This window comes from Salinicoccus kekensis, assembly GCF_900220995.1.
Classification (GTDB): Bacteria; Bacillota; Bacilli; order Staphylococcales; family Salinicoccaceae; genus Lacicoccus; species Lacicoccus kekensis.
The window spans coordinates 168812-191670 of the sequence record NZ_OBQF01000003.1; the positions used below are offsets into that span (position 1 = coordinate 168812).

Below are 22859 nucleotides of genomic sequence, written 5' to 3' on the forward strand. Positions count from 1 at the left end.
ACTATGGCTATGCATCTCACATCAGACTCGTGTGCTCTTCAATTCATTAACGGCGGATCCGCTTCATTTCCCGGGAAATCTCCTCATCCATCAGTTCATCGCGTTCGCCCAGCTCATGGATGATGCTTTGGTAATCGTCTTCTTTCCTGTTCTGGCTCATCTTGTATGCGGCCTGAACTTCTTCGACCTTCACTTTGAATCCAACGATGCCCTTGATCTGTTTACGCGTATCTTCGGACAAATTGTTCCAGGTCGCCCCGTCAGGATTGTGACCTTCGTATTTATCGAGGAGCTTGATGAGATCGGCTTCCATCTCAGTCTCGGTCATCTGCCTGCAATGGCCGTAGAGGTGGACCGACTGGTAATTCCAGGTCGGTACGTTTTCATCCTCATACCATGTGGAAGAGATGTAGGCGTCCGGGCCTTTGAAGATGATCAGCGTATTTTCATGATCTTCGAAGGTCTTCCACTGTGCATTGCCTTTCGAGATATGTCCTGTGATCGTCCACTCCCCGTCTTCCTCAGTCAGAATCATAGGAGTATGGGTGGCCAAAGGTCTCCCGTCTTCCATTGTGATGATCGTTCCAAAGTCGTGCTGGTTGATGAAAGATTTTATTTCTTCTATATCTTCCACTTTAAAGTGTTTTGGGATATACAATTCATCCATGCCTCCATCTCATTTTATGCGTCATGCCGGATCAGCTTACAGTATCTTTCGGGCGCGGGTTCTCTTTGGGGTGGATATAATGATAATCGTTGATGTTTTCCGCTTCTACCGTTCTTTCGGTGACTTCGTAAGGCTCGTAATAATTCATTTCACTGATTTCAATGGAATCCTCAGTGACAGATGTGACATAGGCGACGTGTCCTATCTCCCCTCTTGAAGTCTGTAAGATGGCGCCTTCTTCAGGAACCCGGTCCACTGTATAGCCGTCCGCTTCCGCGCGCTTTGCCCAGTGCTCGGCATCACCCCAGCTTTTCTCAATCATGTTGGCATCGCCCTTCACAAGTTCGAAAACATGATAAGTGCACTCACCTTCATCATACGTGTTGCTTGCCATGGGGTCGGGCAGAACCACATATTTGATATCTTCCCACAATCCTTCTTCGGACTGCCGGTCGGCATAATAAACACCGCCGATCATCAGAAGGACAACCAATGTAAATATTAATCTCTTCATATTTCACCCGTTCATACAATATTAATCCGTTTATATCATATTCACTGGGCAATTTCCATTCAGCGGCATGAACAGGCAAAAAACTGCAGCCCGCGGGCTGCAGTTTATTTTTCTTCCGTCTGTCCGAGTATATTGGAACCTGTGATGAAGTACTTCTGGAATATGAAGAACAGTACTATGACAGGGAATAAAACCATCAGTGACCCGGCCATCAGGTAATGCCACTGCGTGGAGCTCTGCTCCTTGAACACCTGCAGACCGAGTTGCAGCGTATAAAGCGATTCATCGTTCAAGTACAGCAGCGGGCCGAGGAAGTCATTCCATACACCGTTGAATGAGAATATCGCCACGGTGAACAGTGCAGGTTTGACCATCGGGAGTGCAATCTTGAAGAATATATAGAAATGGTTTGCCCCTTCCATTTTAGCCGCTTCAATCATACTGTTGGGCACACCTTTGAAGAACTGGCGCAGCAGGAAGATGTTGAACGCACTTCCAAGAAACGCAGGCAGCACCAAAGGATAATACGTATTCACCAGTCCAAGGTTCGCATAGATTACATACTGGGGGATCAAAGTGATGAACCCCGGCAGCATCATGGTGGAGAGGACGATGATGAATAGTGTCTCACGCCCCTTGAACTGGATTTTGGCAAAACCGTAAGCGATGAATGCATTGACGAATACATTACCCAGCACGACAAGTACAGTAATCATCGAAGTGTTTACAAAATAAGTGAAGAACGGAATGATTTCAAAAACTGCTGCATAGTTTGAAAACTGTATATTTTCAGGAATGAAATTAAAGCCACCCTGGTATATCTCCTCCAATGATTTCAAAGATATCGAGACCATCCAGAAGAGGGGTGCAATCATGAAAAGGGCGCCGACGAGCAAAAGGACGAGATTGACAGATTTCCAAAATTTCATCTTCTTAGTGTTGTACATATTCAATCTCCTTCATAGTGGACCCATCTCTTGGACAACCAGAAGTTGAGAAGAGTGAGCAGCAGGACGATGACAAAGAGTATCCATGACATTGCCATGGCATAACCCATATCAAAGAGATTGAACGCCCTGATCCACATATATAAGTTAAAGAACAGTAACGAGTTCTCCGGTGCACCGGCATTATCCGCACTCATCACATAAGCTTCCTGGAAAATCTGGAAGGAGCCGATCGTACTTGTGACGATATCAAAGAAAATGATCGGTGACACCATCGGTAATGTAATCTTAAAGAACATCTGCACCCTTGTAGCACCATCAATCTGTGCCGCTTCATAGAAGGTTTTGGGTATACCCTGCATGGCGGCAAGATAAAGCAGCATGCTGCCTCCGGCACTCCACAGTTTCATGAAGATCAGTGAAGGCTTTGCCCAGTCGGGATCGAAAAGCCAGTTCGGTCCATCTATGCCGAACAGGGCCAGGAACTGGTTGACCAGCCCTGTCGATGGATCCAGAAGCTGCATCCAAAGCAGGTAGACCCCCACCCCGGACAGGATGGCCGGCAGGTAGTAAATCGTCCTGAAGACCCTCATGCCCGGAATATTCTGGTTCATCATCGTCGAAATCAGTATGGCGAGAATCGTCGTCAGCGGCACTGAGAATATGACAAAGTAAAAAGTGTTATACAGCGATACCCAGAACAGATTATCGTTTGTAAAGAGTTCCTGATAATTATCCAGGCCGACGAAATCCATCCGGGAGACAACATTATAATTTGTAAAGCTGCCGTACAGCGAGAACAGAAGCGGGCCCAGGGTGAGCGCCAGGAACCCGATTATCCAGGGGGAAATGAAGATATACCCGAATAAGTTTTCCTTCTTTCTATTCATAGGACGGCCTACCGGTTATCTTCAACCAGCTGCTCCAGTTCCGACTGGGCATTTTCCAAACCACTTTCCACATCAGTGTTGCCGCTCACTATGGATTCAAAGATCGGATTGGCGGTCCCCGCATAATCCGGTGCGATGACAGGCTGCGGTGTCAGCAGCGTATTGTCCATATTCTCAATCATCTGCGTATAAACTTCACGTCCGGCATCTGTGAATTCTCCACTTTCGGTGGCACTGACACCGGCTTCTTCATGGGCGACCAGGTCAAAGTTTTGTTCAGCCCAGTACAGCTGAGCATCGTAGTTGGTCAGATACTCGATGAATTCATAGGATGCTTCGGGGTTGCTCGCACCCATAGGGACTTCAGCCACGAATCCTCCGCCCCAGGAAGTGTTCCCGTTGCCCGGTTCACGTTCAGGAATCGGGGCGACTCCGAAATTCAGATCTTCAGTAAAGTCACGCAGCTGGACATAGTAGTTGGCGTTCTGTACCATCATTGCCACATCTCCCGCCATGAAAGGGTCCTGTTGAGCATTTTCAAACTGGGAGTTGACGCTTGTGATTTGACTCTGTCCGTATTTTTCCTGGGAGTCGAGGATCCAGTTGAAAGCTTCGTGTACAGGTTCTGTATCCACCAGTACTTCCCCGTCTTCCTGCAAGTAATTCTCACCGAGGGCATTCAGTATCCAGACATCCGTCCCCGCCCCGATCAGAGGATAGAAGCCAATGCGCTCATAAGTGTCCCCTTCTTGTACATCCAACTGCCCGGCATATTCATCCAGCTCTTCCCATGTCTCGGGCGGCTGTTCCGGATCCAGTCCAGCTTCCTCGAAGAGATCTTTATTATAGAAGAGGATCTGGGTGTCCGTGTTGAAAGGTAAAGCATAAACTTCATCTTCATGGGTCGATGCATCCATCATCTGATCGTAAAAACGGCCGGTGACTTCTTCATCGACGTATTCAGTGATGGGTTCGATCTGTCCTTCCTCTGCACGCAGCTTGACCGTCATGATGTCATTGATGATGACGTCAGGCGGATCTCCTGCAGCAATTGCCGCCAGGTTTTTGGTCCAGATGTCCCCCCACGGGGTGTAAGTATGCCGCACTTCAATTTCATCCTGGGATTCATTGAAGTCTGTAATGATCTGGTCGATGACCGGTCTGCGCTGTTCGGAGCCCCAGAAAGTCCAGAAATCCAGAACGATTTTTTCATCCTGGGCTTCAGCCCCCTCGGAACCGCCGCTGTCTGATGAGGTATCAGAATCGCCCGTGGTGAAGCCGCCGCAGGCCCCCAATATGACAGTGCTTAAAAATACTAAAAAGAAAATTTTCTTCATTTCATTCAGTCCCTTCATATACATGTAATTTAAATATAAAAAATTCACTTCAATTGTAGCACAGCTTCTGCTTCTTCTCTATGAGTAAATAGAATATTTTAAATACTTGATGAACAGCAAAATAAAACCGGCCATCTGATGATGACCGGCTGAAGCGGGAACGGTGAAACTCATATTTTCAGTTTTCCCCGGAAGCCCCTGGAAGCATAATACGACTCGACCCCGTTATGGTATGTGAAGGTTCTGCCGTAACGGTGATCAGAGAATAATGCACCGCCGAGCTCCCTGATTTCCTCAGGCGTCTCGATCCAGGACGAAGTTTTCAAGTCAAAGGATTCACTGGACTGAAGATTTCTGTAATCATCTTCTGTTAAAATCTCGATGCCGATCTCCGAAGCCACGTTCACTGCAGAGTTTTCAGGCTTATTTTTCTTCCTCGATCGAAGAGCAGCATGATCGTAGCAGAGACTGCGCCGGCCTTTCGGACTCTCTTGGGAGCAGTCCATGAATATGAACCCGTCCCCATCACGGCCGGTCACATCCGGTTCGCCGCCGGTAGCTTCCATTTCATTCAATGACCATAATTTCTCCGGGTCACTTTGCAGTCTGGATGCCACCTCCTGCCATGTAATGCCTGCGTGCCTGTGTGCATTTTGTGTGAATCTTTGTTCCAGCGTCTCCAATAAGCTGTCTGCTTCCTCACGGGATAAAGCTCTTTTATTCATGGATCACAACCTCCCCTTATATCGTTGAATATATTTTACAATAAAGAAAACCGGCGCACAAAAATGCGGCCGGCCTGTTTTAATTGATTAAATTCCCGGAGGGTCTTCCTTGGCCCTCTCCCTGTATTCCTCGAGGTCTTCCTCATACTCTTCTGCTGAGCCTTTGACATAGTTTTCATAACGCTTTCTATCGGGGCTGATCGTCAGTCCGAAGTACTTGCGCTCGGCATTCGCATCTTTAAAGAATGCAAGGACCATGAGTATGACGACTATACTGAACGGGAGCGCCGATATGATGGCTGCAGACTGCAGGGCATTGAGCCCTGTCGGCCCGCCTGCGAGCAGCAGCACATAAGCGATGGCTGACAGCGCGATCCCCCATGTGATCTTCACTTTCCCTGTAGGCGTCAATGAACCGAACGATGTCTGCATACCGATGACATATGTCGCGGAGTCTGCAGATGTGATGAAGAAAGACGTCACCAGCAGCACGGCAATGAATGATAAAATCAAGCCCAGCGGCAGCTGGTCGAACACTGCAAACAACTGGGTTTCTGCCGGCAGCTCGAATATCCCGGGAAATTCCCGTCCGACGGAAACTCCCGTCATGCCGAAAGCACTGAACCATATGATGCCGATCAAGGTCGGTACGAATAAAACCGCCATGACGAATTCACGTATGGTGCGCCCGCGTGAAACGCGTGCGATGAAGATGCCCACGAACGGGCTCCAGCTCATCCACCAACCCCAGTAATAGATCGTCCAGGTGCTCATCCATTCACTCTTTTGGGCATCAAGCGGGGCAACATCGAAGCTCTGCGTCATGAAGGTCCCCAGGTACTGCCCGGTCCCCGCCGTCATCATATTCAATATGAGTATGGTTGGACCGACGATCAGTATGAATAGGAGCAAAAGACCGGCAAGGACCATATTCAAATTGCTCAAATACTGGATGCCTTTGCTCAGGCCGGACCAGGCACTGATCAGGAATAAAACCGTGATTACGGCGATGATCACACCCTGCATGACGAGGTTGACCGGGAGGCCGAATAGGTAATTCAGGCCGCCGTTGATCTGCATGGCGCCGATGCCGAGGGACACGGCAACACCGACGACTGTCGCGAAGACGGCGAGCACATCTACAATGATGCCAAGCAGACCATCCACACGGTCCCCGAACAGCGGACGGAGCACTTTGGACAGCAGTCCGACTTCGCCTTTTCTGAACTGTGAGTATGCGAGGGCCAGTGCGACGACACCGTACATCGCCCAGGCGTGAAAACCATAGTGCAGGAATGTGGACCGCATGGATTCGAGCATCGCTTCACGGGTTTCAGGCTCTGCACTCGGGGGTGCGACATAATGCGACATCGGTTCCGATGCCCCGTAGAATACAAGACCGATCCCCATGCCGGCGCTGAACAGCATGGCAAGCCATGATACCGTACGGAACTCCGGTTTTTCGTCCGGCTTGCCGAGCTTTAATTTACCGATTGGACTGAGCAGTAAAAATACACAGAAGAAAACGAGCAATGTAGTCAGTATCATGTAATACCAGCCGAAGTATTCAGTGATCCAATCAGATATCGAGCCGGAAATCTCACCGAAACTGACCGGGAAAACCGCACCGAGTAAGACGATGAGGCCGATGACGATAACACCGTAGATGAACACATCCGAAAACTTCCTGTTGTTTTTTCGTTTGGCCAAGATTTCTCCTCCTCCGTAACATGATATATTGTGTACAAATCATATAAAATTAAAGCAACGTTATTGATACTAACAATCGTGCTTCCGATTTTCAACAGGATTAAGTGGTTATTCCCCTTTTTTCACTTTATATACGGTCAAAATAAAAAGGCCAGGCCCCTTGATCCGGGTGCCTGGCCTTTGCATGGCATCATATATTGATGATGTCATAAGTTTTATTATCAATCTTTTTGATGGACCCTTCGTCTTCCAGTCTTTTGAAGTTGCGGGCGAGTGTTTCAGGCTGCATGCTCAGGTAGGATGCCAGTTCCTTTTTTGGCATCCCGAGTTTCAGGAATTCCCCTTCCGTATGAGTGCGTATATACTCCCGGAGCCTTTCAGTACTGCTGAGCAGTGATATATTCGTAGTCATTGATTCAGATTCATTCAACCTTTCGGCGAAGCTTTCAATGATCTTGATGGCGATATCCGGGTACTTCTGCATCAGTTCATATATGTCAGACCGCCTGATTGTACACACCTGTGCATCTTCCATGACTTCGGCATAGGACTCGTGGATGTTTTCATCGTTGAAAAGTGCGATTTCACCGGTGAAATCTGCATGGCCGAGCACCCTGACAAGCTGCTCCCTGCCTTCCGGGTTCAGCCTGTAGATTCTGATTCTGCCCTTGTGCAGCACCGACAGCGACTCATTCCGGTCTCCCGCCATGTACAGGTAGTCACCCTTCTTCAAGTGCTTATGGTTTATCTTGGAGAACACTTCGCGCAACTGCCCATCATCCAGATGGCTGAAGATGGGTACTCTGCTGACACACAACTGATGGCCTTTCAATTTCAATTGAATCATCTCCTGAATATTTTGTCCGCCTGTGCTTGATGCATATTAATTCAATTATAACATTGGTACGACCTCTGAAAAGGAAATGAGGTTGAGGCATATATGACGAATTAAAAGCACCCGAAAGGGTGCTTTTAAAGGAAATGCCGGTTAAACTGTGGCTTCTTTGGCTGCGACTTCTGCTTCGTTGTCTTTCCTGTTCATCGGCATCAGGCGCATTGCGTTGATGATGACTGCCAGGACGCTTGCCTGGTGGATGAGCATGCCGGAAGCAAGATGGATGTAGCCGTAGACGACTCCAAGCAGCAGGAGCACTACTGTGAGCAATGCGATCGCGGTGTTCTGCAGCATGACGTTGAATGTGGATTTCGACATGGTGTAGCCGATTGCAAGCTTGCTGAGCTTTTCACTCATCAGTACGACATCTGCAGTTTCCATTGCGATATCCGTGCCGCCGTGGCCGATTGCAACACCCACATCACTGAGTGCGAGTGCCGGTGCATCGTTGATGCCGTCGCCGACCATCATAACTTTACGTTTTGCCGCCTGCTCTTCTTCAATGTAGGCCATCTTCTCATCCGGAAGCAGTTCTGCATGGAATTCATCAAGGCCGAGGATATTTGCAACCTTTTCCGCTGCGTAACGGTTGTCACCCGTCAGCATTACAAGCTTCTTCGCGCCTTTATCACGCAGTGTCCGGACTGCTTCAAGTGCATCTTCCTTGATCCTGTCCATGATGGAGATCAAGCCGATGACTTCATCATTTTTCGTGATGAACATCGCCGTCCGCCCCTCTTTCTGCTCACCGATGTAATCTTCCAGGATGCTGTCGGAAACGTTGATGTTCTGTTCATCGATCAATTTCTTGTTGCCGATATAGTATTTGTCCCCCTCGATCACACCGCTGACACCGCGTGCCTTGATCGCTTCTGCATTTTCGACTTTGAAGCGGTCATCAAGTTTCCTGTCGTCCGCTTCTTTGATGATTGTGCGTCCAAGGTGGTGTTCACTCACCTGTTCGAGTGATGCCGAGAGTGCAAGGAGTTCATCTTCGTCCATACCATTGTAGACTGCGACGCTTGTCACACTCGGACGGCCTTCGGTCAATGTACCTGTCTTATCAAATATGACTGTATCGATTTTTGCGAACTGGTCGATCGTCTCGCCCCCTTTGACGAGGACACCTTTCTTCGCACTGTTGCCGATGCCTGCGACATATGCGACAGGCGCACCGATGATCAGGGCACCCGGGCATGCTATCACAAGGAATGTTATCGCAAGGTGTATGTTCTGCGTGATGGCTGCCACCAGTATTGCGAGAACTACGATGCCCGGCGTATAGTACTGTGCGAAACGGTTCAGGAATTTCTCGGTGCCGCTCTTACGTTCGGATGCTTCTTCCACCAGCTCGATGATTTTTGAAAATGTCGTATCCTCCCCGACTTTCACCGCTTCAAGTTCAATATATCCGCTATCTATGATACTGCCGCTGAACACTTCATCTTCCAGGGTTTTATTCTGCAGTACGGATTCACCGGAGATTGCGGATTCGTTGATCTGCGCCTTACCTTTGATGATTGTGCCGTCGACCGGGATTTTACCGCCCGGCTGGACGATGACTGTATCGCCGACTTCCACTTCATCAATATCTATTTCGACGATTTCACCCTCCCGGATGACCCTTGCCGTATCAGGCGCCATATCGAGAAGCGACTGGATCGAGCTGCGCGTTTTGGCAAGGGTGCGCTTTTCGAGGAAAGCGCCGAAGAGGAACAGGAATGTCACAATCGCACCTTCCGTATATTCCTGGATGAATAATGCCCCTGCCACTGCAATGGTGATCAATAATTCAATGCTGAAACTTTTAACCGTGAGCGCGCTCCATGCGCGCTGGATGATCGGACCGATGCCGATCAGTGTCGCGAGTACGAATGTGACATCACGGATGACCGGTAAGCCTGCGAACATGAATATGAGGCCGATGATGATCAGTGCGCCGGATGTATACATCAATTTGTTCAAGTGTTTGTTAAACCATAGGGCCATGTTTGTCCCTCCTTATCATATTTTATGCGGATGATTTCACCGATTTGACCGGATATCCGAGTTTTTCTATCACATTTTTCAATTCGTCTCCTGTGACCGATTCGTCATGCTCCACCGTAACTTTGTTGAGGTTGAACTTTACGTCCACCTTGCTGACACCTTCTTTTTTACCGATACCGGACTCTATTTTCTTAATGCAGCTCGGACAAGTCAGATCTTCTGTTCTTAAATTTGTTTTCATCACTGAAAACCCCTCCTTGATATATTTGTTTTCTTTATTAACTTAATTGTATGTCAATTCTTCAGATAAGGAATTGACCCAGGTCAAGTTTTGAAGAACTCTTTTTAAAGCGCTGGTTTCGTGCGGTTCACTTTTGTCACTTATAACTTTACCGGATTGTGGAGGGTTAAAAATTGACCCGGATCAAGAAATGATGTGAAGATCTTAGATTTACCAAATAAAAAACCGCACGCCATTCTTTGGAATGGACGTACGGTGTAAGAATCATTCATGTGTCAGTGTTTTAGCGGCTTCGAACAGGACCCGGGCGGAAGACATCATGCTGTCTTCATTGACATCGAACTTTTCATTATGATGGCCGGCTGCAAGGTCGGTGCCGAAGATGCAGTAAGTCGCATAGCCCCCGCTTTTCTGCACGGCTTCCATGAAGTAGGTAGCGTCTTCAGATCCTGCTGCGGAATTGTTCTCGAGCTCACTGTTGAGGCCGGCCTTCTCAGCCGACTTGTGCATGATTGCTGCGAGTTCCGGTGAGCCTTTGGCGCTGATCGCTTCCCCTGCAAGAGTGATATCATAATCGACCTGGTGCATGATTGCCGCACCTTCGATGACTTTCTCGGCATAGGACTTCATATATTCATTAAGTTCTGTTGTGGCACCGCGGATTTCAACTTTCAACTCGGCGCTGTCGGGAATGATGTTCCTGCCGCTGCCTGCATGGATTTCCCCGACGTTGATGCGGGTGGCCCCGTCTGCATGCCTTGGGATGGAGTGCAGATTTAAAACCGCAGAAGCTGCGGCAAGCATCGCATTCTTCCCCTCTTCAGGATGGCCGCCCGCATGTGAAGCGACGCCTTTGAATGATACATCGATTTTTGATGAGGCCAGGAAACCGTTATTGGAAGCGATGAAATGGTTGAACGGTACATTCAGCCCGATATGTGAAGCGATGAAATAATCCACATCATCTGCCACACCTGCTTCCACCATGGATCTCGCACCGCGGACCCCTTCTTCGGCCGGCTGGAAAATGAGCTTTATCCGCCCTCTCAGTTCATCCTTATGTTCACTGAGCATTGCAGCAAGCCCGAGTCCGATCGTTGTATGGACATCATGTCCGCATGCATGCATATTTTCATTGATCGACCGGAAATGGTTGCGGTTCGGAAAATGATTGTCCGTTTCGCTTTCGTAGACGGGCAGGGCATCCATATCGACCCGGAATGCCACTGTCGGACCCGGTGTGCCGGTATCCAATATGCCCACCACTCCCGTATAACCTTCTTCAAAGTGCTGTAAGTATTTCTCCACGGCCCCGTGGCGTTTTGCCCATTCAAAATGGGCGGCTGTCGCTTTTTCATCCGGTTTACCCATGCAGAAATCAGGGTGCATGACTTCCCTGCCAAGTTGTATTTCAAACCCCAGTCCCTCAAGCTGTTCCGCGACTATGGAAGCGGTCCGCATCTCCAGGAATCCAAGTTCCGGATGCTTATGAAAATCCCTGCGCCAAGTGACCATTTGATTTTGAAGCCTTTCCATTTTCTCACCTCGTGATCATATTTGAATTTACAGTAAATTATATCACTAATATTTGAGATTGCCCTTCAAGGGTTGTAGAATTTTATATATATCAGTATTGGAGGCAGTCCATATGGATGAAAAGGAAAAAATGATTGACGGTGGATGGTACAACGCAAATTATGACCGGATATTATCGGAGGAAAGAAATAAAGCGCAGAATCTTTGTCATACATTCAATCAAATGAATCCCGGCGATGAAAAAGGGAGACAGAAAATCATTGTGGAACTGCTCGGGTATATACCTGAAAACCTCAATATATCGAGTCCTTTCATGGTGGATTACGGCTATAATGTGCAGTTCGGCAAGAATGTATTCATCAATATGAACAGCTATTTCATGGATGGTGCAGAAATCACTTTGGGGGATAATGTGTTCATAGGTCCTTCATGCGGATTTTACACTGCCGAACATCCACTGGATGCAGCCGAGCGCCGTAAAGGGCTGGAGAAAGCTTCCCCAATCACGGTGGGTGACGACGTCTGGATCGGCGCGGGCGTGAGCGTTATGCCCGGCGTTACAATCGGGGAGAAATGCGTCATCGGTGCAGGCAGTGTCGTGACAAAAGATATTCCGCCCAACAGCCTGGCAATGGGTGTCCCCTGTCATGTGATCAGGGAAATCGATTAAAAAACAACTCCGGCATCATTGGATGCCGGAGTTGTTTTTATGCGACTCATCCTTTATGCGTAATACATGATGACCCAAGTGATCATGAAGAGCCAAAGCACTACAGCTATGATAATGAAAGTAACGCTCCATTTGCTTATATCCTTACCTTCCCTGCGGTCATTCTGTATCCTTCTTATAAAAGGGATGATGAAAAAGATCATTACAAGCGTACCCAAAATCGCCCTGAGAATCATTCTATCACCTTCCTGAATCTTTTTAACCTGTGGTATTTTATGCATACCCGTTAGAGGAAGTTCTTAATTATAAAAGAAGATTCACAACCAACTCCACCTGTAAAATAATCAGAAATCGACCGTGCGCCGGGCGTTACGATGTTATAACGCATACCATTATTCTCATATAATGCCATGCGTTATAACCCTTATTACTTCACCATTCCGCTCAATTTCCCCATTATTTCAGCGGTATTTGTGCCGATACTTATTTCAACCGCCGCCAGGAAGCTGCCCTCCACGATCGGCGCATTGGCAATATGAATTTCGTGTTCACCTTCATACATTTCGACTGCCATCTCAAGATTCATCAGGCTGGATCCGATATCGAAAAAACAGATGGTGTCACTTTCCACCTCGGAAAGCATATGGTCGATCTGGCCGATGTTTGTACCGATGCCCCCGCCGACGCCGCCGGAGGCATGGACAGTGACGCCTTCAGCCATTTGTTCAATGAGTTCTTTTGTACCGGATGCAATATCTTTACTGTGACTGATGATTAAAATTTCGGTCATCCTGCTTCCTCCTCAAGTGTAAATGCACTTAATACATATACTGCGCTTTGGGCGCCGGGGTCCACCGTGCCCTTTGATTTTTCCTTGAAATATGCGGCGCGCCCTTTTGTGGCCATCATGTCTTCAGTATCATCCGCCAGTTTCTGGAGGTCTTTCAATTTGAGGGCACCGTCTTCACCCAGCACTTCTTTGGCCCTGGATATGACGTCGTACATCGTCTTTTCACCGCCGCTGACCTTGCCTTTGGAACTTACTGTTTCAGCGAAAATCTCAAGCAGCTCCTTGAGATTCTCCCCATCGATTTCATCTTTTGCCGCCTCGCTCATTTTGACGAAGCTGAAACCGTAGAGAGGGCCGCTTGCGCCGCCGATCGAACCCATCAGTGCCATACCGGTCTGTTTGAGGATTTCCTGTGTGCTGCCTTCCGTGACTTTTTCTTTTACAGCGTTGAACCCCCGCTTCATATTCACCCCATGATCTCCGTCACCGATTTCACGGTCCAGTGCGGTGAGTTCAGCCTCCTTTTCCGTAAAGGTTTCCTGCAGTCTGTGCAGCCTTTGCAGAAGCATCGTATTATCCATAAGTCTCCTCCTTAAAAGTGTGTGGATTCCGTCGGGGCATTCAATGCACTGACCACCTGGTCGTCATGATCCAGAACAGTGATTGAAAAACCCTGCATATCAAGCGCGGTCATATAATCACCGACAAGCAGCTTTGAGACTTTCACACCCTTATCATCCAGGGCGCTCATGACCCTGTCAGTGACGATGTACAGTTCGCTGAGCGGCGTCCCGCCCATGCCGTTGATCATCACGATCAGTTTGTCACTGTCATTGTATTTATAAAGTTCCTTAAGCAGCCGGTCCACAATTTTATCCACCGATTCCATCTTTTCACGGTATATACCCTTTTCCCCGTGGATGCCGATGCCAATCTCCATTTCCTCCTCACCGAGGTCAAAGCCGTATTCGCCTGTGGTGGGAACCATGCATGGATGGACCGCCATACCGATCGAATGCAGGCTGGACATCATCTTCTCCACTTTTTCCTTAATCTGGCTGAGTGTGTGCCCTTTTTCGGAAAGGCAGCCGGCATACTTATGGACGAGCACTGTACCTGCCACGCCTCGCCTCATTTCAGCGTCCTCTATTGCAATGTCGTCCCTGACGACCACAGATTCGACTTTATGTCCTTCCGCTTCAGCCATCTCTTTGGCCATGTCGAAGTTCATGACATCACCGGAGTAATTTTTTATGATGAGAAGGACCCCGTCACCGTTATCTGTATGCTTGATGGCTTCAAGCACTTTATCCGGTGTAGGAGACGTGAAGACTTCCCCGCAGACGGCTGCATCCAGCATACCTTCAGCAACATATCCGGCATGAGCGGGCTCGTGGCCGCTGCCGCCACCGGAGATGAGTGCGACCCCCGATTCCTTTTTGTTCTTCCTGACGACGACGGTATCTGCGATGATTTCAATTTTCGGATCGGCGAACTTCAAGCCTTTCAGCATGTCATTCACAAAATGTTCCCGGCTGTTGATCAGTTTCTTCATTTTAAAATCCCCCTTTCCTTCCATTATACGCATTAACAATTCCATTGAAAATAAAAGACCGGTGAAGTCGACATGCAATCCATCAATAATATTGGACAAATTGAACAAAGAAATGGAAAATGGTGAAGAGAAGGAATTACGCAGTAAATGGAGTTTTGAAAATGAGGATAGGGATCATATCTGATTTACATATTGACCGCTATAATAACAGTGAAGATAATATACCGTTGTATGAGGAAGCCCTGATCGCCGAGATAAAGGACCGTAATATAGATTTGCTGCTGATTGCAGGCGATATCTCAAACAGTTATGAATTAACGATGGATTTCATTCGCACAGTTGCAGAGGAAAGCGGCACTGAAATAAAGTTCGTTCCCGGCAATCACGATCTCTGGCAGAAGGAGATCACACAGGATACAGAAGAAGTTCTGAAGCGTTATGCCGAGCAGCCCGAATGTCTGGTGGAACGCCCTTATATCGTCAATGAGGAATGGGCGATAGCGGGGCACACAGGCTGGTACGACTACACATATGCCTCCGGGGAGTTTTCATACGACCGTCTGGAGAAACGTGCGTATTACGGCGGAACATGGCAGGATAAGCACAATATCGCATGGCGTTACAGCGATGTTGAGATGTCCAGGCAGTTTTCACAGGCGGTGAGGGAAGACCTTGAGAGTCTCGGGGGTAGGAAGATTATACTTGTAACGCACATCGTTACATCGAAGCGTTTCAGAGTACCGATGCCGCATCGGTTGTTCGACTATTATAATGCCTTCATAGGGACAAGCGATTTCAATGCAATATGCAACGATTTCCCGGTGCACTACAGCATCATGGGGCATGTACATTTCCGGCATTCGCTCACGGAAAACGGCATCACTTATATATGCCCGTGCCTCGGATACAAAAGGGAATGGCGGACGGACGATATCAGAACAGAAATTGGAAATGCGTTTTATGTCATAGAAATTTAAAATAGGCGGGGGAAATGACTATGGAAACTTTTGAAGATTATATACGGACGATTGATGATTCTGCACATCAGGAGCAGTTCAAAGAAATCATCAGCTGGATCGACTCGAACTATCCGGAGCTGGATCAGGAAGTGAAATGGAATACGCCGATGTACACTTCAAACGGCACGTTCATACTCGGCATCGACAGCGCGAAGAAGCATATGTCCATCTCACCGGAAGAAAAGACGATGGCGCTTTTCACAGAAGAGATCGAGGAAGCAGGCTATTCGCAGACCAAGGGCCTGTTCCGCATCAAGTATTCAGATGAAGTGGACTACGGGCTGCTCAAGAAAATGATCGACTACAATATCGAAGATAAAAAGGGTTATGATAAATTCTGGAGATGATGCCCCATCTGCTGTATTTGATCATATTCATAAAGAGAATGCATTATTGAAAGGATTTCGTCATGGCTAAGTTATATTACCGTTTTGGCACGATGCAGAGCAACAAGAGCAACCAGATCATCACGACACATTACCAGTACACGACCCAGGGCAAGAGATGCCTGGCATATTCAACCCCGGTGGATACGAGGAGCGGCTTTAAGAAGATAGAATCCAGGATCGGCCTTGAACTGGATGCGGAGTATGTCACCGACAATATATTCAATGAAGTGAAGGCCGCACATGTTGAGGAGAAGGTTTACGCAGTGCTGGTGGACGAAGCGCAGTTTTTAAGAAAATCGGAAGTGCATCATTTGAGCGATATCGCTGATGAGCTGGATATTCCAGTCATCGCTTTCGGACTTAAAACCGACTTCCGCAATCAGCTTTTCGAAGGCAGCAAGGCGCTTCTTGAACTGGCTGATGCAATTGATGAGTTGAAGACAGTGTGCCAGTACTGCAACAAGAAGGCCACGCTGAACATGCGCATGATGGACGGGAAACCCGTCAATGTGGGGGAAACGATCCAAATCGGGGATGAAGAATACGTCCCCGTCTGCAGGAAGTGCTATAAAGAATACCTGCCCCTGGTATAGGGAAACAGCTGATATGTGATCATATCGGCTTTTTTTATTGTATAATCATGAGAATAAAAGTTTTAATCAAATTTTAAGATGCCTCTAATCATCTTTCCAGTTCGGGAATGTATGATGAGGGGGAGGGGACGATGTCTCGGGAGGGGAAATTATGTCTAAAATTTTAATTGTCGAAGATGATGAAAAGATTGCCCGCGTGATCCAGCTTGAACTGGAATTTGAATCCTACGATGTCGTCAATGCATATACGGGCAAAGAAGCATTGGAACTGTATGAAAAAGAAGGGTTCGATCTGATCCTGCTCGATGTCATGATCCCTGAATTGAACGGACTTGAAGTGCTGAGGAGGATACGGCAGAAAGATGAACATATACGCATCATAATGCTGACGGCCCGGGATGCTGTGATGGATAAGGTCAGCGGCCTCGATTCGGGTGCAAATGATTATATGACGAAGCCGTTTGAGATAGAAGAACTGCTTGCACGCATCCGTGCGCAGCTCAAAGAAAGTTCGTACCGCCCGGCAACCCGCGATGAACTGGAATTCAGGCATATCCAGGTGCGTCCGTCGACAAGGGAAGTTTTCATTGAAGATGAAGATGTGCATCTGACCCAGAAAGAATATGATTTATTTTATTATCTTTTGACGAATAAAAACCAGGTGCTCTCGCGGGAGCAGATCATTGAAGCGGTATGGGGATATGATTATTTCGGCGATACGAACACGGTAGATGTATATGTCAGGTATCTGCGTAAAAAAATCGACCGGGAAGCCCCGTCTGTGATCTCCAGTGTCAGAGGCATCGGTTACATGATAAAGGACTAACTGATGATGAAACTGGGGACTAAAATCCAACTATATATCACGGTGATGTCGGCGGTCGTAGTCATACTTATCAATATATTCGTCTATTACAGCTATCAGAATTTCTCGCTGGATGCCGAAATGAACCAGCTGGAGGGACGCGGCATCAATATAATGCAGGAGCTCCAAAATGCAGAGGAAAATGATGTCGACAGGCGGGCCGTATTACAGTCACACCTGCTGTCGGACGGTTTCATCACTCTCATCAGCGAAACGGGGGAGCAGGAGCTCCGGATATCGACCAGTGCAAGTTACTCTGAAAGCTTCGAACCTTACAGCACCGGGCAGTATACCGACGTTGTAACGTATGGCGATATACATTTTGTCATGGTCTCCCTGCCGATCATATGGGAAAACGGTGAAGTTTATAATCTGCAGGTTTATGAGAATATAGAGTTCATTTATGATACATTCAACATCTTACAGTGGATACTGATCATATCGACGGTGATCATCATTGTGGTGATCTATCTGCTGAACCGGCTGATCACAAATATCATCATCCGGCCGATCAACAAGCTGATCGGCAAGATGAAGGAAACTGAAAATACGAGTGGCTATACGATGCTCGAGGTGAACGAAAATGACACGAAGGAATTGAAAGATTTATCGGAATCATTCAATGAAATGATGCTCGACCTTAAAAAGAATGATGAACACCAGCAGGCATTCATAATGAATGCATCCCATGAATTGAAGACGCCGATCACCGTCATAGATTCCTACAGCCAGATGCTGAAGCGATTCGGCAAAACGAGGGAAGACATCCTTGATGAAAGCATCCATGCGATTTCCGATGAAGCGAAAAGGATGAAGTATTTGACCGAACAACTGCTGAGCTTCAGCAAGGCCGCACAGGCAAGGGAGAATTTCAGGCCGGAGCGGCTGAATATAGTGCATATGGCAGAAGAGATCAAGTCCCGCCTGGAGCCGGTTTATAAGAGAAACATCCATCTCAGGACCCTAGACAGTGAGATCTTCGTCAATGCAGACCCGGACAGCCTGGATCAGCTGCTTAAAATATTTATGGATAATGCTTATAAATACAGCTCGGAGGATATCACCATAGACATTGAAAAAAAAGATGAGGCAGTAATGGTGAGCATCACTGATGAAGGCATCGGAATCCCTGAAGAGGATCTGGACAAAATATTCGACCGCTTCTACCGGGTGGATAAAGCCAGGGCGAGAAAAACGGGCGGTTCGGGTCTCGGCCTGTCCATTGCAGATGAATTGGCAAAAGTGAATGGCATCACCCTCGGTGTCAAAAGCCGGGTCGGTTCAGGTACGACATTCACGCTGGAATTCGACGGAGTAAAGGAGTGGAAAGATGAAAATCGGTAAATTGCTGATCGCAGCGGGAGCTATAATTCTGGGCGTTATAATCGGCATCACATATATGCACTATACAGCTGCTGACTATATGGATGAAGAAGAAGTGCGGGCGATCGTACAGGACCGTTATCAGGGTGATATAAGCAATGTTTCGCTCGGGAGTGGGGATGAATACTTTGTGGTAAGCGTCGATGATGGAGAATACCTGTATGAAATCACGATAAACAGAGCAGAAGGCCGGGTGGTGGATGTAACATCATCTGAAAATCCGGATTATGAAGAGGAAACCATTGAAGAGAATGGGGATGAGCAGCATGCGGAGGACGACCCCGGAGAACCGGCAGAAAGCGTTCCGGATGAGGGCCCTGATTTAATGCCGGCTGAAGAGGCTAGAGATATCGCAATGGAGGAGGTCGGGGGATTATTCCTGCACTCCACATTGAATACAGATGTGAACCCGAGTGAGTATTTGATTGCTAATCTTATCGACGGCGACGATGAAGGCGCCATTGTTTCCATCAATGCTGTCAATGGAAGCGTCAATAAAGTGATTTTCCTCGATATAGAGTTCGATGAGATCGGGGATCTGGAAACCTTCATGAGACAGGTGGCTGAATCCAATGCCCAGAATCAGAACTACTATATAGAGTATGACTGGGATGATGATTGGGACGATGATTGATGATGGAAGGGAAGCGGGTGGATGCCACCCGTTTCCTTTTTTCATACCTCGTCGATAGGCTTTATTTTCCATGGGTTCTCTGGTATATTTTAAAAGACGATTGGACACGGGGAGGTCAGGCTTTTGATTACAATGACCAATGTCACCAAGACATATAAGGGGCAGGAAGGCGCATTTAATGCAGTGGATGATGTGTCGCTTGAAATCGGTGAAAATGAGATTTTTGGATTGATCGGGGAGAGCGGTGCAGGAAAGTCCACGATATTAAGGTTCATCAATGCGCTTGAGACACCGACGGAGGGAACCGTTGAAGTGGACGGGACGGATGTATTTTCTTTATCCAAAAAGAGATTGAGGCAGCACCAGAAAAGCATCGGTATGATCTTCCAGCAGTTTAATCTGTTGAATAATAAGACAGTCAGTGAAAATGTCAGGCTGCCGCTTGAGCTGCATAAATATGAAGATCCCCTGAGCGTCGGCGAGGTGCTGGATTTTGTCGGCCTTGGCGGAAAATCAGACCGTTATCCCGGTCAGCTGTCAGGTGGTGAAAAGCAGCGTGTCGGCATAGCGCGTGCACTCATCACCCGGCCTAAAATACTCCTTTGTGATGAGCCGACATCTGCGCTTGATGAAAGTACGACGGAAGAAATCGTCGAGGTGTTGAAAAAGGCACACGAAACTTTCGGCATGACGGTGCTTGTGGTGACGCATGAACTGGATGTCGTCAAAAGCATGTGTGAACGTTGTGCGGTTTTGGAAAATGGTCATCTGGTCGATATCATAGATATCGTCCGCGGGGAAGAGAAGCGCAGTTATGATTCATATCACCAGCGTGTGTTGGAGGTATTGAAAGATGCCTGATACTTTCCAGGAGTATGTCACGCGGGTCATAGAATACTGGCCGGCATTATTCGAGAGCCTTTGGGAGACGGGTATCATGATGGGGTTTGCGATGGTGGCGGCCATCGTACTCGGTCTTCCGCTTGGAACGCTTTTATTCCTGACGGCGAGGGGACAGCCGATGCAGAATGTGTTCATATATCAGCTGTCCAACGCATTTGTCAATATCGTCAGATCATTCCCTTTCCTGCTGCTTGTCGTCGCGATGCAGCCATTCATCCGGGCAGTGTACGGCCGTGCAACCGGTGATCCGGTGGCGGCATCTTTTCCCATGATGCTCATCGCCATCGCACTCTATGCGCGCTTTGTGCAGCAATCATTGCTGGATGTGCCGAAAGGCGTGACCGAAACGGCCCAGTCCATGGGAGCGTCGATTCCGCAGTTGGTATGGAAGTTCCTGTTTGTGGAATCCAGAAGTTCATTGATCATCGGATTCACCACCGCTTTCGTCAGCTTCATATCCTACTCCACCATCATGGGCGTGGTCGGCGGCGGCGGAATCGGGGATTTCGCCATCCGTTACGGTTATCAAAGATATGAAACGGACATCATGTACACTGCGATCATCGTCATCATCATCATTGTCCAGCTGATTCAGTGGTGGGGGCTGAGACTGGCCAAAAAATTGGATAAAAGATAATCGAATCAATAAATTTTAAGGAGTGTGAGACATGTTCAAACGTAATTTATGGTTTATAGTACTGAGTGTCATGGTATTTGCCCTTGCAGCATGCGGCAACGGAGAGGAAGAAACAGAAGAGGAAACAGGCGGCGAGGCTTCCGGAGATACGGAAATCCAGGTGGCGTCACAGACGATCCCAATGACTGACGTCGTCGAAATTGCGGGAGAATCGATTGAAGAACCTTATTCGGTCGAAATGATCGAAGTGGCGGATAATATCCAATACAACGAAGCTTTGTTAAACGAAGAAGTGGATGCAAACTTCGCCCAGCATGAGCCTTTCATGGAAATGTTCAATGAGGAGCGGGACGGCAATCTCGTTGCACTCCAGCCGATCTATAATGCGATCGTGGGTTATTACTCACCTGTTTACGATTCGATTGAAGAGATTGAAGATGGGGCGGAGGTCGCGATTCCAAGTGATGCAACAAATGAAGCCCGTGCATTGATGGTCCTCGAGCAGAATGATCTGATCACCTTGGCGGACGGCGTAACATATGATGCGACTGTTGATGACATTGAAGAGAACCCCCGTGATTTCACTTTCACTCATGTGGACCTTTTGAATCTGACTTCATCATATGAAGATGGGGTCGAACTCGTCTTCAACTATCCGACTTATATCGACAGTATCGGGCTGACGCCGGATGATGCGGTATTTTTGGAGGAAGATGAAGACAACACTTTCGCAATCACTCTGGTCGCACGTGAAGACAATCAGGATTCAGAAGAGATCCAGGCGCTTCAGGAAGCATTCACTTCCGATGAAGTATATGAATTCCTATCCGACCTTGAAGAAGAGGGGCACCTGGAGCCCGCTTTTGAACCTGGAGAATAATGAAAAAATGCCAACGTTATTTTATAACGTTGGCATTTTTTCATATCTTCAGTTCGTACTGCTCGGCGAGCTTTGCTTTGAAGAGCTTGGTGTAAATATCCGTGATGACCGCTTCAAGGCGTGCATTATGGATGCTGTCCATATCATGCATACGTATCACCGTGAGTCTGACATCATTTGATTCCAGCAGCTGTGCAAAACCTTCATCTTTCCTGAAATCCGTCTTCAGCTGCTTGAAGATGTTCTCCCTGCTGTTGCCGACGATGAACAGGTCGCCATCTTTGAAGAGCATATAAATGCCTTTCAGCTGGTGTGCATATTGTATATCATAAGCCGACTTCAAATCATTCCTCAATTTCTTAAAGTCGATTGAACGGCTGTTGTTCTTGTTGATGATCGTTAATTTAAAATCTTCCATATGGCTCTTTTCCCAGATTCTGCCCAGGTCGCACGCATATTTAGCAATGATCGATTTCATCAGTTTCTTGTCTTCCAAATATTCCTTCACCATTTCATCACCTCATTTATAATACTGTACTTCAAATCCCGGTAAAAGTCATTCAATAAAACCCGGGTTCTCAATATCCCGGAAGGTGCTCCGTATTATACAGTCACTTGTACTTTATCCCGCCTGACAGATGGATAAACTGGAAGGTGATGATTTAAGGCAAAATAAAAGCCATGGCAATTGATGCCATGGCTTGCATCTTATTTACGGAAAGTCTCAAGGAAGCTTAAAGTGTTCAGGCTGAAGAACTTAAGTGCGCCTTTCGTTTCCTCAAAGCTGTCACCTGATTTGTAATGCTTGAATATCGCTGCCCCGAGTACAATGTTCATCATTATGATTCCGATTCTTACAAGTGTCTTGCTGAATAATGTAAAGAACAGCAGCGCACCGCCGATAGCCTCAAAGTAACCTGCGGCTTTCATCTGCGTGCTGTCGACATTGAACTTGTCTTCAAAATCCTCCCCGAGTTCACCATCATTTTGGATTTTCTGAAGTCCGTTATCAAACATGTTCTTTCCGACGTAAAAGTTGACTACATGACGAAGCATAATGAAACCTCCTATTGAGTGTGTTAATTATCCA

General features: G+C 47.5%; 26 protein-coding genes. 10 read left to right on the forward strand and 16 right to left on the reverse strand.

Features of this window, described 5'->3' with window-relative positions:
• Window positions 1-46: 46 nt before the first annotated feature.
• The 11 genes from CRN96_RS07345 to CRN96_RS07395 form a co-directional block, all read right to left on the reverse strand.
• Complete coding sequence (locus CRN96_RS07345; RefSeq protein WP_342745139.1) at window positions 47-667, reverse strand: FMN-binding negative transcriptional regulator; 621 nt, start codon at window positions 665-667, stop codon at window positions 47-49.
• A gap of 31 nt (window positions 668-698) precedes the next feature.
• A complete protein-coding gene (locus CRN96_RS07350; protein ID WP_097040679.1) occupies window positions 699-1181 on the reverse strand; it encodes a CHAP domain-containing protein in 483 nt (160 codons plus the stop codon).
• Window positions 1182-1285: 104 nt separating this feature from the next.
• A complete protein-coding gene (locus CRN96_RS07355; RefSeq protein WP_245844585.1) occupies window positions 1286-2110 on the reverse strand; it encodes a carbohydrate ABC transporter permease in 825 nt (274 codons plus the stop codon).
• A gap of 20 nt (window positions 2111-2130) precedes the next feature.
• On the reverse strand, window positions 2131-3018 hold the full coding sequence (locus CRN96_RS07360) for a carbohydrate ABC transporter permease (RefSeq protein WP_097040683.1): 888 nt from the start codon (window positions 3016-3018) through the stop codon (window positions 2131-2133).
• 8 nt (window positions 3019-3026) lie between these two features.
• Window positions 3027-4355, reverse strand: coding sequence for an ABC transporter substrate-binding protein (locus tag CRN96_RS07365; protein ID WP_097041042.1), 1329 nt, complete (start codon window positions 4353-4355; stop codon window positions 3027-3029).
• Window positions 4356-4525: 170 nt separating this feature from the next.
• On the reverse strand, window positions 4526-5080 hold the full coding sequence (locus CRN96_RS07370; RefSeq protein WP_097040685.1) for a DUF4256 domain-containing protein: 555 nt from the start codon (window positions 5078-5080) through the stop codon (window positions 4526-4528).
• Between the two features lie 87 nt (window positions 5081-5167).
• Window positions 5168-6790 carry a BCCT family transporter gene (locus tag CRN96_RS07375; RefSeq protein WP_097040687.1) on the reverse strand — a complete coding sequence of 541 codons (1623 nt, stop codon included), beginning with the start codon at window positions 6788-6790 and terminating at the stop codon, window positions 5168-5170.
• A 190-nt stretch (window positions 6791-6980) separates the two neighbouring features.
• Window positions 6981-7628 (reverse strand): Crp/Fnr family transcriptional regulator, encoded by a 648-nt coding sequence (locus CRN96_RS07380; RefSeq protein WP_230822274.1) that lies wholly within the window; start codon window positions 7626-7628, stop codon window positions 6981-6983.
• Window positions 7629-7778: 150 nt separating this feature from the next.
• Entirely contained in the window at window positions 7779-9674 is a 1896-nt protein-coding gene (locus CRN96_RS07385; protein WP_097040690.1) for a heavy metal translocating P-type ATPase, read from the reverse strand.
• A 22-nt stretch (window positions 9675-9696) separates the two neighbouring features.
• Window positions 9697-9915 (reverse strand): heavy-metal-associated domain-containing protein, encoded by a 219-nt coding sequence (locus CRN96_RS07390; protein WP_097040692.1) that lies wholly within the window; start codon window positions 9913-9915, stop codon window positions 9697-9699.
• Window positions 9916-10179: 264 nt separating this feature from the next.
• Entirely contained in the window at window positions 10180-11451 is a 1272-nt protein-coding gene (locus tag CRN96_RS07395) for an amidohydrolase (protein WP_097040694.1), read from the reverse strand.
• A 112-nt stretch (window positions 11452-11563) separates the two neighbouring features.
• Here CRN96_RS07395 and CRN96_RS07400 point away from each other — a divergent pair, with 112 nt between their 5' ends.
• Window positions 11564-12121, forward strand: a complete 558-nt coding sequence (locus CRN96_RS07400; RefSeq protein WP_097040696.1) for a sugar O-acetyltransferase — start codon at window positions 11564-11566, stop codon at window positions 12119-12121.
• A 427-nt stretch (window positions 12122-12548) separates the two neighbouring features.
• Here the strand turns inward: CRN96_RS07400 and dhaM are convergent, their stop codons facing one another.
• Genes dhaM through dhaK form a run of 3 tightly spaced genes read right to left on the reverse strand, consistent with a single transcriptional unit; the run spans window position 12549 to window position 14466 of the window.
• Window positions 12549-12911 (reverse strand): dihydroxyacetone kinase phosphoryl donor subunit DhaM, encoded by a 363-nt coding sequence (gene dhaM, locus CRN96_RS07410; protein WP_097040700.1) that lies wholly within the window; start codon window positions 12909-12911, stop codon window positions 12549-12551.
• Complete coding sequence (dhaL, locus tag CRN96_RS07415) at window positions 12908-13492, reverse strand: dihydroxyacetone kinase subunit DhaL (RefSeq protein ID WP_097040702.1); 585 nt, start codon at window positions 13490-13492, stop codon at window positions 12908-12910. Before dhaL ends, dhaM begins: the two co-directional genes overlap by 4 nt.
• An 11-nt stretch (window positions 13493-13503) precedes the next feature.
• A complete protein-coding gene (dhaK, locus tag CRN96_RS07420; RefSeq protein ID WP_097040704.1) occupies window positions 13504-14466 on the reverse strand; it encodes a dihydroxyacetone kinase subunit DhaK in 963 nt (320 codons plus the stop codon).
• A gap of 161 nt (window positions 14467-14627) precedes the next feature.
• Between dhaK and CRN96_RS07425 the strand changes: the two genes are divergently transcribed.
• From CRN96_RS07425 to CRN96_RS07465, 9 genes are all read left to right on the forward strand, one after another.
• On the forward strand, window positions 14628-15443 hold the full coding sequence (locus CRN96_RS07425; RefSeq protein ID WP_097040706.1) for a metallophosphoesterase: 816 nt from the start codon (window positions 14628-14630) through the stop codon (window positions 15441-15443).
• Between the two features lie 20 nt (window positions 15444-15463).
• Window positions 15464-15832, forward strand: a complete 369-nt coding sequence (locus tag CRN96_RS07430) for an iron chaperone (protein WP_097040708.1) — start codon at window positions 15464-15466, stop codon at window positions 15830-15832.
• A 62-nt stretch (window positions 15833-15894) separates the two neighbouring features.
• Complete coding sequence (locus CRN96_RS07435; protein WP_097040711.1) at window positions 15895-16467, forward strand: thymidine kinase; 573 nt, start codon at window positions 15895-15897, stop codon at window positions 16465-16467.
• A gap of 151 nt (window positions 16468-16618) precedes the next feature.
• Complete coding sequence (locus tag CRN96_RS07440; RefSeq protein ID WP_097040713.1) at window positions 16619-17293, forward strand: response regulator transcription factor; 675 nt, start codon at window positions 16619-16621, stop codon at window positions 17291-17293.
• Between the two features lie 45 nt (window positions 17294-17338).
• Window positions 17339-18676, forward strand: coding sequence for a sensor histidine kinase (locus CRN96_RS07445; RefSeq protein ID WP_342745140.1), 1338 nt, complete (start codon window positions 17339-17341; stop codon window positions 18674-18676).
• Window positions 18663-19349, forward strand: a complete 687-nt coding sequence (locus tag CRN96_RS07450) for an ICP22 family protein (protein ID WP_097040715.1) — start codon at window positions 18663-18665, stop codon at window positions 19347-19349. The genes CRN96_RS07445 and CRN96_RS07450 overlap by 14 nt, the downstream gene beginning before the upstream one ends.
• Before the next feature lie 132 nt (window positions 19350-19481).
• Entirely contained in the window at window positions 19482-20210 is a 729-nt protein-coding gene (locus tag CRN96_RS07455; protein ID WP_097041047.1) for a methionine ABC transporter ATP-binding protein, read from the forward strand.
• Entirely contained in the window at window positions 20203-20889 is a 687-nt protein-coding gene (locus CRN96_RS07460) for a methionine ABC transporter permease (protein ID WP_097040717.1), read from the forward strand. Before CRN96_RS07455 ends, CRN96_RS07460 begins: the two co-directional genes overlap by 8 nt.
• A gap of 31 nt (window positions 20890-20920) precedes the next feature.
• Entirely contained in the window at window positions 20921-21769 is an 849-nt protein-coding gene (locus CRN96_RS07465) for a MetQ/NlpA family ABC transporter substrate-binding protein (RefSeq protein WP_097040720.1), read from the forward strand.
• Window positions 21770-21809: 40 nt separating this feature from the next.
• Here the strand turns inward: CRN96_RS07465 and CRN96_RS07470 are convergent, their stop codons facing one another.
• Entirely contained in the window at window positions 21810-22280 is a 471-nt protein-coding gene (locus CRN96_RS07470) for a hypothetical protein (protein WP_097040722.1), read from the reverse strand.
• A 197-nt stretch (window positions 22281-22477) separates the two neighbouring features.
• The gene (locus CRN96_RS07475) at window positions 22478-22825 is read right to left on the reverse strand and encodes a hypothetical protein (protein ID WP_097040724.1); all 348 of its coding nucleotides are present in this window, start codon (window positions 22823-22825) and stop codon (window positions 22478-22480) included.
• Window positions 22826-22859: the final 34 nt, after the last annotated feature.